The organism is Mesoflavibacter sp. SCSIO 43206, assembly GCF_019904215.1.
Classification (GTDB): domain Bacteria; phylum Bacteroidota; class Bacteroidia; order Flavobacteriales; family Flavobacteriaceae; genus Mesoflavibacter; species Mesoflavibacter zeaxanthinifaciens.
Window position 1 is genome coordinate 728,446 of the sequence record NZ_CP063201.1, and the last position, 13,987, is coordinate 742,432.

A 13,987-nucleotide genomic window follows, 5' to 3' on the forward strand; every position below is an offset into this window, starting at 1 on the left:
ATAATAAAAGTACTTTTTATAATAAATAATCAAATAATAAATTAAGCAGCTATTATCAAGATTTTCATGTAGTTGAAGCTAATCTTCTTCTTTAATTTTTAAGGCTACTAAATCTATTTTTGTATTGGATACTTCTAATATTTTGAATTCGAAATTGTCAATAGTTACGATTTCGTCTTGTTGCGGAATTTCTTCTGTAAAGTCTACAATTAAACCGCCTAAAGTTTCATAATTCTCACCTTCTGGCAAGTCTATTTTATAGGTTTCGTTAATGTAGTCTACTTCTAATCTTGCTGAAAACACAAAATTATCTTCGTCTTTTTGTTCTTCAATTAAATCTACGCTATCATGCTCGTCTTCTATCTCTCCAAATAATTCTTCTACAATATCTTCTACAGTCATAATACCAGATGTACCACCGTACTCATCCACCACAACTGCTATACTTTTTCTTTTTTTGATAAGTACGTTTAAGATGTCTTTTATAAGCATGGTTTCTGGAACCAGCTCTATAGGCATAATCATAGAGCCTATATTTTTTGGCTTTTTGAATAAATCGAAAGAATGGACGTAACCTAAAATTTCGTCTATAGTTTCTTTATAAATTAAAATTTTAGAATAGCCTGTTTCTGTAAATAATTTGCTTAAATCGTCTACAGAATCATGAAGTTCTAGCGCTGTAATTTCGGTACGAGGTACCATAACTTCGCGTGCTTTTACTTCGGAAAACTCTAAAGCATTTTGAAAAATTTGAATTTCGGTATCAATTTCTTCATGTTCTTCTACGCTTTCCATTTGCTCACTAATATAGTTACCTAATTCTACTTTTGTAAAAGCTAGTTGAACTTGATCGCCTTCTGTTTTGAAGAATTTTTTTAGTACCACATCACTAATCCAAATCACAAAATCTGAAATAAAAGTAAATAGCACATAGAACAAATACGCTGGAAATGCTAGTATTTTTAATAGTGAATTAGCATAAATCTGAAAGAATACTTTTGGAAGAAACTCTGCAGTAAACAATATAATTAATGTTGAAATTATGGTTTGGGTCAGCAAGTTTAAATCGGTTAACAAATAGGTTACTAATCCGCTTTCTGAAGGTAAAAAGCTTTGAAACCATTGCACCAACAAATCGCCCATAAACAACCCATAAATAACTAATGCTATATTATTACCAATAAGCATAGTTGCGATAAATTTTGAAGGTTTAGCAGTAATTTTTGTTAGTATTTGCGCTAAAAATCCTTCTTGCTTTTTTTCAATTTCTATATGAATTTTGTTTGAAGACACATAAGCAATCTCCATACCCGAAAAAAAAGCCGATAGCAATAATGAACAAACAATAATTATTATTGAAGTTGCCATTATTTATTGTTATCAAATTTATTGTTGAATTTTTTTCTAAAAAAGAACATAAATACAGCTAAAGCCGCTAAAAATAATGAAAGGTATTTTACTTGTCCTGTACTATTGTATTCTGCAAACGCATCATAAACAAACAATACTGCAAATACAATATATGCGTATTGAAATAATTTAAATAATTTCATGTAATGAATTATAATTTAGGCTGTAAAGATACTAAAAAAGTAAAAGGTGTTACAATTATTCTGTAATAGCAAATTGACCGGTAACTCCTAAAACTTCGGCTTTATTAAAATCTCTATCAGAGTCAAAACCTTCGCCATTAGTTACGTAATCTTTAGATCTAAAGGTAACAGGTAAGTTTGTAAATAACCATTGTTTGGTTTGATCGTAATATAATTGCTCTGCATAAAGTGTATCTTTTTCTGGAGTTGCAGCAACAACATTACCTCTTAAATCTATTAAATCTGTATCGTTATAAACAATAGCATAATCTGAAATAATTGTTGTTCTTTGATTTTGCTTATCGTATAAGTAAAGTAAAATTCCATCAGGAAATTCGCTATAGGAAAAGTCACGATTACTATAATCGTACATTTTTGGGCTTATTAAATTAGCTGCTAAACGACCAGAATCTGTGTATTTCACATTAATACTATCTGAAATACCAACAGGCTCGTTAGCAGACATATCCATTTTTTTAATGTCCTTTAAATTGCCTTTACATGCAAAAAACAAAGTCATAGCAAATGCTATGACTGAGTTTTTTATGATATGTAAGTTTTGATTTTGCATTATAAGCTTGGTACTGTTACAGTTCTACCTATCCAACATCCAATACTAATTGATTTACCTGCCATATCTTTATTAAAGATTTCTGACTTAGTTGGTGCTAAACCATTATATCTTGCTGCTGCACTTGAATTTCCTGCTTTATTAGCTTCTTGTGCTGCTAACCAGAATACTGCTCTTTTGTTAAAACTATCTGTACCACAACTGTTGGCACTTTTTGCATACATTTCTGCTACATGCATGTATGGGTTTTTGTTAGATGGATTTAACTTAACTGTTTCGTAAAAATATTGTCTTGCTTGACCATAGCTTCCTTTTTTCTTAAAGTTTAATGCAATTTTATACACTAAGTTTGACTTTTTTAAAGGATCTGTTTGAAGAGAAATTGCTTGATCTAAATATTTTTGTTCTCCTGTTTTAACATATAAATAATAAGCTGAATCTGCTGTTGGTTGTAAATTGTGCTTAGTATCTAATATTTTTATAAATAAAGGATCTTCTTGACAATCTTTTTGATACATTTTATTTAATGCTCTTTGTAACCACTCTGCATTATCTTTGTTAGCTTCAAAGTTTTTAGTATATAAAGGAATTAAGTTATCACAGTTTGCTCTTGTACCTAAATCTGAATCTATACCAGCAGTTACTTTGCCAAAAGCATCTATCATTTGACCATGATATTTTTTATACTTTTTATCTCTACTTGTTAAAGTTGTACCAGCTTCTTCTTTTTCTATATACTTGTTAAGACTTCTAGTATTGTCTTCTATTTCGTATTCAATTTTTTCAGCAACATCATCATACTTATCAAACAACTGTTGAGCAGTCATTTTCTCTGCATCATATAATTCTACAGCTAATTTAAAGTAAAGATATAATCCTTTGGTGCTTGTAAAGTTTTCTTTATCTGTCTTGTATGCATTGTCAAAACAATCATATAATTGCTGAGTAGATAAACCTAAAGCTTCTTTATTATCATACTTAAGAAGACATGCGTCTACCATTACTTTACCAGCTTTAGTTTTGCTAGGGAAGTATTCTGCTCTATCATTCCACATCTCTGTTAATTCTAAGATATAAGTTTTTTTATCTTCTTTAGTTTCAACAAAGTTTTCTAAAATTTTCTCTCCGTATTGATAAATAGCAAGATTATACTTTGGGCAGTTTTCTCTTAACCATTTAAATGGCGCATATGCAGCTTCGTAGTTTTTAGCTTTAGCGGCTTCTGCCATTAAAGATAATTTTGTACCACACTCTTGTTCGTTTTGAGAAAAACCAAAGCTTAAACTAAAAAATAGCGCGATTAGTAATGTAATCTTAGTTTTCATAATTATTAATTTTTATCTTGTTTTAGTTGTATTTTCTTTTTTGAAACCACCAATCGTTTAACGATAAACTTATATTGATATTCACAAAGTTTTCTTTTATTAAGTTAGCATCTGTTGTCCCTCGTCTTCCAAACTCTAACCCTATATTTGCATTAGAAAATGGTGTTCTTGGTGTTCCTACTGGTAATCCTACTCCAAAAGACATGCCAAACTCGTTTATAGTTTGATTATTGATATTTAAACCAGTATTTTCAAATCGCAATCCTGCTCTGTAAACTGTTTTCTTCCAGTAACTTGAAAAGGCATTGTATTCTGGTATATAAAATCCACCGATAGATAGTTTTGATGCGTCTTCAAAAGTTGTACCTGTATTTGCGTAGAGCGGATTGTTAAATTTACTTGTTTGTTGTGCTGTATATTCTATACCAGCAAACCATTTACGTGGTTGCCCTAAACCAACGCCAATACTATACTTAGATGGCAATGTTAAGGTTGTTTCATCTAAATTATTTGCTTCTAAGTCTGCATCAAATTGATTTATAAAAGTTTCGGTACCATCATCAAAATTTATTGTTACTGTAGAAAATAGTCTTTCGTTTTTTGATGTTAAATTAGACTCTGGCGCATAAGTAAAAGAAGATTGTATTTCTAGTTTATCTGAAATCATCTCTCTAAAATGCAATCCAAAATTAAAACTTAAACCGCTTAAGCTAGAAGAGTTTGTTTCTTTAGAGTGATATGATAATAAATCTCCTTCTGTGTTATATCCGTAAACAAGTGTTGAGTTTTCTATATTACCAAAGTTATAATCTGCATTTGCACCAATACTTAAGGATTTTGTTAATTGATATCCTGTAGATAAAAATACTTTGTTAACTCCTCCGCTTCCTTCATATCTAGCTTCTGGATTACCATTATCTAAAAAGTTGTTTAATTTATAACCTACAGAACTGTAAGGTAAAAGTCCAAACCCAAAACCAAACTTATTTATAGGTACAGAAAGTGCCAAATAATCAAAAGAAGTTGTATTAGATTTATCACTACTAGAATTTGATTTTAATGTTGATGCAGAGTGACTTCCTCCAACTGTGTATTTTACAGGTCTGCTTTCATTTTTAAAACTAGCAATATTATTATCTCCAAAAGTTGCTGGATTTGCAAAGTTAATATGTATACTGTCTTTATAAACAGCCATTCCTCCCATACTTCTATTCTCTACAGATCCTTTAAACTTTAAACTTCCTATTCCATAAAAAGAATATGGAGATCCGCCTCCTTGTTGTGCTTTACTTTGAATTGCTATTAATGCAATAAAAACTATTAAAAGTTTTTTTATCATTCGCTTATGTTGTTGAGTAAAATAAAATTCAAGCCTTCCAGCAAGAAATTTGAGTTGGCAAATATGCTACTTTTTAATTGTTTAGACAAAAAATTAGCATCTCCGCCTGTTAAAATTATTGTTAAATCACTAAATTTTTCTTTGTATTGGGTTATTATTCCATCAATTTCTACAGTTAATCCATTAACAACACCGCTATTAATTGATGTTTTGGTTGTATTACCTATAATACTTTCAATCGCTTCAGTTTCTAATAACGGTAATTTAGCTGTTTGATTATGTAAAGACTTGTAACGCATTCTTAATCCTGGTGAAATTGCACCACCTAAATACTCATTTTTAGAATTAATAAAATCGTACGTTATACATGTACCAGCATCTATAACTAATACGTTTTTATCAGGAAATTGATTTACAGCACCTGCTATTAAAGCTATTCTATCAATACCTAATGTATTTGGTGTTGCATATAAATTTTTAAAAGGAATTTTGGTTTGATGTGAAAGAAATAAAACCTGATGATTTTTAGTTAAATATGCTTTTATGTCTTCTCCCAAATTCCCTACAGAAGATACTATTACATGTTTTATATTTTTATAATCTTTATTCAGATTATTTACTGCTTCAATCAATCCTTCTTCCAAAACAACCTTTTTTATCAAAAGTTTTTCTTCTTCAAAAACAGCAAGCTTTATACTAGTATTTCCTACGTCAATAATTAAGTTCATACAATTACCAAAAGTGCCAAATTTACAAAACCGAATCATAAATTTTCTTAATTTATTTATAATATTGAATTAGAGACAAATACACATTCAAACAATGAAAGTTTTAAAACAAATTTTATTTTTTTCATTTTTTGTTTTGTCAGTTTTAAAAATGAATATATATTTGCATCCGCAATAATGCAACTGGTGCCTTAGCTCAGTTGGTAGAGCAAAGGACTGAAAATCCTTGTGTCCCTGGTTCGATTCCTGGAGGCACCACCACTAAAAACCCGAACAAATTGTTCGGGTTTTTTGGTTTTTACAATCTTCTTTTAAAAAAAATGTAATAAGCCAATATTTTTTTCGACATAAAACTGTAATTTCACTTTTTACGTAACTAAATACAAACACCAATTATGTCAAAAACTTACTATGATCCTGCCGATTTAAGAAAATTTGGAAAAATCTCTGACTGGAACGAAGAGCTTGGTTCAAAATTTTTCGATTATTACAATACCGTTTTTCAAGAAGGCGCATTATCTGAAAGAGAAAAATCTTTAATCGCTTTAGCTGTTGCTCACACCATTCAATGCCCATATTGTATTGACGCATACACTGGAGACGGCTTACAACGCGGAATCACTAAAGAAGAAATGATGGAAGCCTTACATGTTGCTGGTGCAATACGTGGTGGCGCCTCTTTAGTGCATGGTGTGCAAATGATGAATAAAGTGAATAAATTAGAAGGTTAATTTATGTCTAAATTAAAAACCCAATCTTTACATAAACGCGATAGTGAATTAGCAAATACAAATAAACAGTTAGAAATTTTGTCTAATGGTATCTTTGCTAATGGCGAATTACCCACTTTTAAAGATAAAATTGCAGAAAGCAATCAATTCCCCCTTAAACCAAAACCTTTAGAAATCTTACAAATTAATGTAGGATATATGTGTAATCAAGTTTGCGAGCATTGTCATGTAGACGCAGGACCAGATCGAAAGGAAATTATGACGAAAGAAACTATGCAACAATGCTTAGACGTTATAAAATCTACAGGCGCACATACTTTAGACCTTACTGGTGGCGCACCAGAAATGAATCCTAATTTTAGATGGTTTGTAGAAGAGGCAGCTAAAGTAGGAATTAAAGATTTTATTGTTCGCTCTAACTTAACTATTATTCGAGCTAATAAAAAATATCACGACTTACCAGGCTTCTTTAAAAAACATAACGTACATGTAGTATCGTCAATGCCACACTGGACAAGAGGAAAAACAGATAAACAACGTGGCGAAGGTGTTTTTGACCAATCCATACAAGCTCTAAAAGATTTAAATGCTGTTGGATATGGTATGCCAGACAGCAATCTAAAATTAGATTTAGTTTATAATCCATCTGGCGCTTTCTTACCGGCTAATCAAGCTGCAATGGAAAAAGATTTTAAAAAGGCTTTGCTTGAAGATTTTGGTATTCAATTCCATAATTTATTTGCAATCACTAATTTACCTATTAGCCGCTTTTTAGATTTCCTAATTGCTAGTGAAAATTATGAAGATTACATGTACGCTTTAGTAGATGCATTTAATCCTTCGGCTGTAGCAAATGTAATGTGCACAAATACACTATCTGTAAGTTGGGATGGTTATTTATACGACTGCGATTTTAATCAAATGCTAGATTTAAAAGTCGCTAGTAAAACTAAACATATTAGCAATTACAATGAAGAAGTTTTACAAAACAGAGATATCATAATTTCTCAACATTGTTATGGTTGTACTGCTGGTGCAGGAAGTAGTTGTCAAGGTACTGTAGCTTAAAATGAAGGTAGTTTTTTTATACATATTTACCTTAATAGGAGTTCAAAGTTTTGGACAAAAAACTTTAAATGATGTATTGAAAAAACACAATCGTTCTGATATACCTTACATTAGTGTACAAGAGTTAGCAATGCCAAAAACCAAAGCTAAAATTTTGGACGCTAGAAGTTTTGAAGAATATAAAGTAAGTCATCTAAAAAATGCTGTATTTGTAGATTTTGAAAATTTCGACATAGAAAAAACAACTCAACTTATTTCTGATAAAAACGAAATGATTGTCGTGTATTGCTCTATTGGTGTACGATCTGCAAAAATTGCTCAGCAATTAAAAGATGAAGGCTACACCAATGTTTTCAATTTGTATGGTGGTATTTTTGAATGGAAAAACAACAACTTTTCTGTCTTCAATAATAATAACGAAGAAACCGAAAAAGTACATGTTTACGACAAAAATTGGTCTAAATGGTTAATTAAAGGTGAAAAAGTTTTTTAAATGAATCAGAAAAATCTCATCATAACATTCACACGTAATCCAGAATTAGGAAAAGTAAAAACAAGGTTAGCTAAAACTATTGGCAATCCTTCCGCTTTAGCGATATATAAAAAATTATTAGAGCATACCGAAAGTGTGTTGAGACCGTTAACCTGCGATAAAGCTGTCTATTATTCTGTAAAAATTAGAGAAAATGATGTTTGGGATAACAACATTTATCAAAAACATCAACAACACGGTAATGATTTAGGTCAAAGAATGGCAAATGCTTTTAAACACGGTTTTGAAAATGATTATAAAAAAATAATCATAGTTGGCAGCGATCTTTACGACTTAAAACTAGGACATATCAATCAAGCGTTTGATGCGTTAGACAACAATGATGTTGTACTTGGACCTGCCGAAGATGGCGGTTATTATTTATTAGGAATGAAGGAATTACACGCTAAATTATTTCAAAATAAAAATTGGGGAACAAGTAGCGTTTTAAAAGAAACTTTAGACAATTTAGAGCAAGAAAATGTATTTTTGTTAGAGACCTTAAACGATATTGACGTTTATAGCGACATAGAAAAATATAACGATTTAAAAGCATTAATTAAACCATGATAAAATACATTAATAAAACTGTAGATTACTTAAAAGATAAAAGATTTGACCAACCAGAAATAGGGATTATTTTAGGTACTGGTTTAGGACAATTACCAAGTCATCTAGAAACCATTGCAGAAGTAAGTTATAATCATATTCCGCACTTCCCTACTGCTACAGTCGAGTTTCATAAAGGTAAATTAATTTTTGGCAAACTAGCAGGCAAAAAAGTAATTGTCATGCAAGGTCGTTTTCATATTTACGAAGGGTACACCTTACAAGATGTAACTTATCCTGTTAGAGTTATGGAAAAATTAGGTATAAAAACTTTATTAGTTTCTAACGCTGCTGGAGCTATAAATTTAGATTTTAAAAAAGGCGAACTTATGTTAATAGACGATCATATTAACTTACAAGGCAGTTCCCCATTAGCTTTTCAAGGTGTAGAAGCTTTAGGAGAACGCTTTGTAGACATGAGTGCTCCTTACAATTTAGACATTAACAGCGCAATAAAAACTATAGCGAAAAAACATAATATTTCTTTACATGAAGGTGTATATGCAAGTGTTGTTGGTCCGCAATTAGAAACTAGAGCAGAATACAGAATGCTAAAAACTATTGGCGCAGATGCTGTAGGAATGAGCACCGTACCAGAAGTTATAGTCGCAAATCACTTAAATTTAAAAGTTGCAGCAGTCTCTGTATTAACAGACGAGTGTGACCCAGAAAATTTAAAACCAGTAGATATTCAAGAAATTATAGCTATGGCTAACAAAGCCGAACCTGATATGATTACTTTATTTAAAGATTTAATAGAAACACTTTAATAGTTGGTAGTATTTAGCAGAAAGTTTGCATTCAAAACTGACACTAAATACTGAAGATAAAAGATAGAAAACTTAAAATATTGGGATAACTTTTTTTGATAAAAAGTCTAGTCCCTATTCAATGTTTAACATTGAGTTTTGAAATGCAGAATATTATAATTAAATCGTCAATAATTTTTGAAACCTTGGAGAAAATTTAGATTTAATTTTAGGTTTTTATTCCTCTAAAAGGAATAAAAAATTCCTCATTTCAATATGATTTTTTGGTTCGTTTTGTATCAAGACAAAATGAACGTTTAAAAGATATTAACAGTTAAAAAGATTCCTGCATACGCAGGAAAATAAATTATGAGTTACTTAAACACCACAAAAGACGTTTACAAAGAAGCAGCACTAACACCAGATGTTGGCTTATGTTGTACTACAAATCCTATTTGGGAATTACCAGGATTAAAAATCCCAAAAATTATGCAAGAGATGAATTATGGTTGCGGATCAACCGTTCATCCTCGAGATTTAACTAACAGTCCAAAAATACTTTATGTTGGTGTTGGTGGCGGAATGGAGTTACTGCAATTCGCCTATTTTTCTCGACAAAAAAATGGCGTTATCGGTGTAGATGTTGTAGATGAAATGTTAGACGCTTCACGTAAAAATTTTAAAGAAGCCGAAGCTCAAAACCCTTGGTTTAAAAGTGAATTTGTAGACCTTAAAAAAGGTGATGCTTTACACTTACCTGTTGAAGATAACAGCATTGATGTTGCAGCGCAAAACTGCTTATTCAATATTTTTAAAGCTGAAGAATTAAAAAAAGCAATAGACGAAATGTACCGTGTTTTAAAACCTCATGGTCGTTTAGTGATGAGTGATCCAACTTGTGAGCAACCAATGAATGATACGTTACGCAACGACGAAAGATTACGCGCACTTTGTTTAAGCGGTAGTTTACCAATTGCTGAGTATGTAAAAGCTTTAACCGATGCTGGTTTTGGAACTATCGAAATTAGAGCCAGAAAACCATACCGTATTTTAGACCCAAAACATTATCCAACAGACGAGCTAATCTATATAGAATCTATAGAAGTTGCCGCTATAAAAGATCCAATGCCTACAGATGGACCTTGCATTTTCACAGGTAAAGCAGCTATTTATTATGGTGAAGACGATTATTTTGACGATAAAGCTGGTCACGTTTTATTAAAAAACCAACCATTGGCAATTTGCGATAAAACTGCTGGTGCTTTAGCTAGTCTTGGTAGAGATGATATTTTTATTAGTGAATCTACCTTCCATTACGATGGTGGCGGATGCTGCTAGTCGATAATCGACATTTAACCATTAAAAACGTTTAACTAAAAAATAAAAAACTATTATGAAACACTTTATTTATCTATTTATTTTTAGTTGGACGTTTTTTGGTTTTTCTCAAGATTTAGATCATAAATTATGGTCAGAATTATTATCTAAACATGTTTCAGAATCTGGAGAAATAAATTACAAGTCTTTCAAAAAAGATTCTGTAAAACTTAGAGACTACATATCATATTTATCTAAAAACATACCTTCAAATAGCGCTACTAAAAATGAAAAATTAGCTTATTGGATTAACCTTTATAATGCGTTGACAGTAGATTTAATTGTGCGTCATTACCCAATAAATTCTATCAAAGACATAAAAAATCCTTGGAAACAACGATTATGGAAAACTGCAAATCTCAGTTATAATTTAGATGAAATTGAACACGATATTTTGAGAAAAATGAACGAACCTCGAATTCATTTTGCTATTGTTTGCGCATCAATTTCTTGTCCAAAACTTCAAAACAAAGCTTTTAAAACAAATACTTTAGATGCTCAATTAACTAAAGCTACTAAAGCATTTCTGGCGGATAACACTAAAAATGGAATCACTAAAAATCAATTAAAACTCTCTAAAATTTTCAAATGGTTTAGAAAAGATTTTGAAACTAACGGAACTGTTATTGATTTTATAAATAAATACACTTCAACTATAATTTCTGAAGACGCAAAAATTAACTACAAAGAATATAACTGGAATTTAAATGAATAGATTTTCTATCATAATTCCTATGTTAAATGAAGCAGAACACATTGGCAAATTGCTTCAACATCTTATTGAAAACGCTAAACAAAAGGACCAATTAGAACTTATTGTTATAGATGGCGGAAGTACTGATAATTCAGTTGAAATAGTTGAGAAAATGATTAACGTCGCATCAAGTGATTCTGATTGTAATGAAGTATTAAATCGAGATGCAGGAAAAGTTCTCGATACAAAATTTTCAACAGAAAATTTCACTCGAACTGACGCTGAAGATAAAACAAAAATTGTCTTACTGAATTCCAAAAAAGGTCGCGCCAAACAGATGAATGTTGGTGCAAAAGCTGCTACAGGAACTATTCTTTATTTTTTACATGCCGATTCTTTTCCTCCAAAACACTTTGATATATTCATTTTAAATGAAATACAAAAGGATAATCACGCAGGTTGTTTTAGATTAAAATTTGATAGTAACCATTTGTGGTTACGATTGGCTGGTTGGTTTACAAAATTTAATTTTAAAGCGTGTCGTGGCGGCGACCAAAGTTTATTTGTTACAAAAGCATTGTTTAACAAAATTGGTGGTTTTGATGAGTCTTATATTATTTACGAAGACAATATTTTTATAAGTCAGTTATATGATTGTAATCAATTTACTGTAATTAATTCACCTATAATTACCTCTTCAAGGTTATATAAAAAACATGGCGTGTTTAAACTTCAATATCATTTTTGGATGATATATTTAAAAAAGTGGTTTGGCGCTTCTGCTAGTGAATTACACGAATATTATAAAGAAAATATTGGGTAATTATTTTTTTCTTTTAATTAAACGATAAGGATTAGTATTTCTACCAGATTCATTAGGATACATTTTGAAAACTTCATCACTTTGAAACACCTGTTTTGTATCCAAATCTATTGCAGATAATTTACCCGTGAATGCTGCGCCAGTATCTACATTCCAAATATTAACAGCATGCATTGGCTGATCTTGAGAAAATCTTATGGTTGGTGTATGACCAATAAAAATTTCGGTGTAGTGTTTTAAGCGGTTTGGGTATAATTCTGAGTGTTTTTCAATGCGTTTATCCATGGTTATTGCCATTTCCCAAAGTGTACGATCGTAGTAAAAATTCTCGATTTGGTATTCTCTTTCAACACCATGAACAGATGTAAATCCTGCATGAATAAACAACCTATCATGTTCATCTAAATGATACATTTGCATCGCTTCAAAAAACTGTAAATGTTGCTGCTTTTCTTCTTCTGAAAAAGCATTATAACTTTCAATAGTTTCTTTTCCGCCATGTTGATACCAAGATTGATTAATCAAATTTTCTCTAAGCCAATCTTCACACCAAGCGTCATGATTTCCTCTTATAAAAATACAAGTATTAGTTTTAGACAATTCTATTAAATATTGAATTACTTGAGCAGATTCGCTCCAACCATCTACATAATCTCCTAAAAAAATAAGACAATCTTCTTCTGAAACTTTTGCGCGCTCCAATAGTTGAATTAGCGCTTTTAATCCGCCATGTATATCTCCAAAGACTAATGTTCTCATAGATTATTTTTTATAATATTGCCTAATAATTTCTTCGGCAGGTTTGTTTTGTGGTGTAAACATATTGTCTTTTGCGCCGCCAGATTGCTCGTAATTATGAAACCACTTCCAAACAAATCCACCAGCAAACCAGTCTTCTTCCCAAAAGGTTTTAAATAAAGCTTTTGTGGTATTTACTTGCGCTTCTAGGTTTGGATTAGCGTCGTAATTACCGGTTAACCATGGTTTTTTACCAGAAAAATCAAAACTACGGTAACCAAATTCGGTAAACAAAATAGGCTTTTTTGTGTTTTTTTGTACATTTTTAATATCTGGTAAATGCGCATTCCAACCTTGTAAACAATCTTCTACAGTTGGTGTTTTTAAATCACTTACAGGAAAATACGCGTCTATTCCAACGTAGTCTAAATCTGCCCAAAATGGTGTTTTTGTAAACTCGTTCCAATTGGCTGCATATGTAAGTTTACCTTTGTAAATGGTTCTAATTTTTTTAATTAATTGCGTCCAAAATTTTGGTCTATGTGCTACAAAATTTTCAAGTTCTGTACCAATACAAAACATTTCGGCGTTGATGTCTTCGGCTACTTTTGCAAAATCTAAAATAAAGTTTTCATAAGTCTGTTCTAGTTCTTGCCATTCTTCTTCAGTATTCATTTTTATAAAACCAGTAAAAGCACCATGAGAAACCCAAATTTGAGGTTTTATCATCACTTTTATTTGTTTTTTTTTAAGTGCTTTAACGTACTGTTTTACACCTTTATCTGTTTCGCCAAACCATTGTCTATCGGTATTATAAATAATTTCTGGATGCTCTAAACTTTTAACAAATCCAAAAGGCACAATCGCAGCATAATTAGCATTTAAATTTACAACTGGTTTGGTATGTTTTTCTGAAATACTATCGCGAGACGCCACAAAACTTACACCATTAATTTTTTCTGTTTTAGGCAAAGTCATACTACACGAAACCAATAATAAGACCATACATAAAAGTGAAAAGTGCTTCATAACTGTTAATTTATTTATAAATTTAAACAAAGTTGAATAATGTAATTAAGGTTTTAACAAAAGCTTCGACTTAAAGCCTAAC

General features: G+C 30.9%; 16 protein-coding genes and 1 tRNA gene. 9 read left to right on the plus strand and 8 right to left on the minus strand.

Features of this window, described 5'->3' with window-relative positions; all coding sequences use genetic code 11:
- Positions 1–78: 78 nt before the first annotated feature.
- Genes INR78_RS03575 through INR78_RS03600 form a run of 6 tightly spaced genes read right to left on the minus strand, consistent with a single transcriptional unit; the run spans position 79 to position 5,555 of the window.
- Positions 79–1,368, minus strand: coding sequence for a hemolysin family protein (locus tag INR78_RS03575; protein WP_223077497.1), 1,290 nt, complete (start codon positions 1,366–1,368; stop codon positions 79–81).
- Positions 1,368–1,553 (minus strand): hypothetical protein, encoded by a 186-nt coding sequence (locus INR78_RS03580; RefSeq protein ID WP_027880983.1) that lies wholly within the window; start codon positions 1,551–1,553, stop codon positions 1,368–1,370. The genes INR78_RS03575 and INR78_RS03580 overlap by 1 nt, the downstream gene beginning before the upstream one ends.
- A gap of 55 nt (positions 1,554–1,608) precedes the next feature.
- Positions 1,609–2,163 carry an LPS export ABC transporter periplasmic protein LptC gene (gene lptC / locus INR78_RS03585; RefSeq protein WP_223077498.1) on the minus strand — a complete coding sequence of 185 codons (555 nt, stop codon included), beginning with the start codon at positions 2,161–2,163 and terminating at the stop codon, positions 1,609–1,611.
- Positions 2,163–3,488, minus strand: coding sequence for a hypothetical protein (locus tag INR78_RS03590; protein ID WP_223077499.1), 1,326 nt, complete (start codon positions 3,486–3,488; stop codon positions 2,163–2,165). The genes lptC and INR78_RS03590 overlap by 1 nt, the downstream gene beginning before the upstream one ends.
- A 22-nt stretch (positions 3,489–3,510) precedes the next feature.
- Positions 3,511–4,827 carry a hypothetical protein gene (locus INR78_RS03595; protein WP_223077500.1) on the minus strand — a complete coding sequence of 439 codons (1,317 nt, stop codon included), beginning with the start codon at positions 4,825–4,827 and terminating at the stop codon, positions 3,511–3,513.
- Positions 4,824–5,555: a type III pantothenate kinase gene (locus INR78_RS03600; protein ID WP_223077501.1), complete on the minus strand. Its 732-nt coding sequence runs from the start codon at positions 5,553–5,555 to the stop codon at positions 4,824–4,826. The genes INR78_RS03595 and INR78_RS03600 overlap by 4 nt, the downstream gene beginning before the upstream one ends.
- A gap of 185 nt (positions 5,556–5,740) precedes the next feature.
- On the opposite strand from INR78_RS03600, the gene INR78_RS03605 reads away from it, so the two are divergent.
- The 9 genes from INR78_RS03605 (at position 5,741) to INR78_RS03645 (ending at position 12,138) form a co-directional block, all read left to right on the plus strand.
- Positions 5,741–5,816, plus strand: a tRNA-Phe gene (locus tag INR78_RS03605).
- Between the two features lie 134 nt (positions 5,817–5,950).
- Complete coding sequence (locus INR78_RS03610) at positions 5,951–6,286, plus strand: arsenosugar biosynthesis-associated peroxidase-like protein (protein WP_106679939.1); 336 nt, start codon at positions 5,951–5,953, stop codon at positions 6,284–6,286.
- Between the two features lie 3 nt (positions 6,287–6,289).
- The gene (gene arsS / locus INR78_RS03615) at positions 6,290–7,354 is read left to right on the plus strand and encodes an arsenosugar biosynthesis radical SAM (seleno)protein ArsS (protein WP_223077502.1); all 1,065 of its coding nucleotides are present in this window, start codon (positions 6,290–6,292) and stop codon (positions 7,352–7,354) included.
- Between the two features lies 1 nt (position 7,355).
- Complete coding sequence (locus tag INR78_RS03620) at positions 7,356–7,847, plus strand: rhodanese-like domain-containing protein (protein WP_223077503.1); 492 nt, start codon at positions 7,356–7,358, stop codon at positions 7,845–7,847.
- Positions 7,848–8,456: a TIGR04282 family arsenosugar biosynthesis glycosyltransferase gene (locus INR78_RS03625; RefSeq protein WP_223077504.1), complete on the plus strand. Its 609-nt coding sequence runs from the start codon at positions 7,848–7,850 to the stop codon at positions 8,454–8,456.
- On the plus strand, positions 8,453–9,265 hold the full coding sequence (locus tag INR78_RS03630; RefSeq protein ID WP_223077505.1) for a purine-nucleoside phosphorylase: 813 nt from the start codon (positions 8,453–8,455) through the stop codon (positions 9,263–9,265). The genes INR78_RS03625 and INR78_RS03630 overlap by 4 nt, the downstream gene beginning before the upstream one ends.
- Before the next feature lie 348 nt (positions 9,266–9,613).
- Entirely contained in the window at positions 9,614–10,582 is a 969-nt protein-coding gene (arsM, locus tag INR78_RS03635; RefSeq protein WP_223077506.1) for an arsenosugar biosynthesis arsenite methyltransferase ArsM, read from the plus strand.
- Between the two features lie 55 nt (positions 10,583–10,637).
- Positions 10,638–11,336: a DUF547 domain-containing protein gene (locus INR78_RS03640; protein WP_223077507.1), complete on the plus strand. Its 699-nt coding sequence runs from the start codon at positions 10,638–10,640 to the stop codon at positions 11,334–11,336.
- Entirely contained in the window at positions 11,329–12,138 is an 810-nt protein-coding gene (locus INR78_RS03645; RefSeq protein WP_223077508.1) for a glycosyltransferase family 2 protein, read from the plus strand. Before INR78_RS03640 ends, INR78_RS03645 begins: the two co-directional genes overlap by 8 nt.
- Here INR78_RS03645 and INR78_RS03650 read toward each other — a convergent pair whose 3' ends face one another.
- Both INR78_RS03650 and INR78_RS03655 read right to left on the minus strand, forming a co-directional pair.
- Entirely contained in the window at positions 12,139–12,897 is a 759-nt protein-coding gene (locus INR78_RS03650) for a metallophosphoesterase family protein (protein WP_223077509.1), read from the minus strand.
- Positions 12,898–12,900: 3 nt separating this feature from the next.
- Positions 12,901–13,905: a glycoside hydrolase gene (locus INR78_RS03655; protein ID WP_223077510.1), complete on the minus strand. Its 1,005-nt coding sequence runs from the start codon at positions 13,903–13,905 to the stop codon at positions 12,901–12,903.
- Positions 13,906–13,987 lie beyond the last annotated feature (82 nt).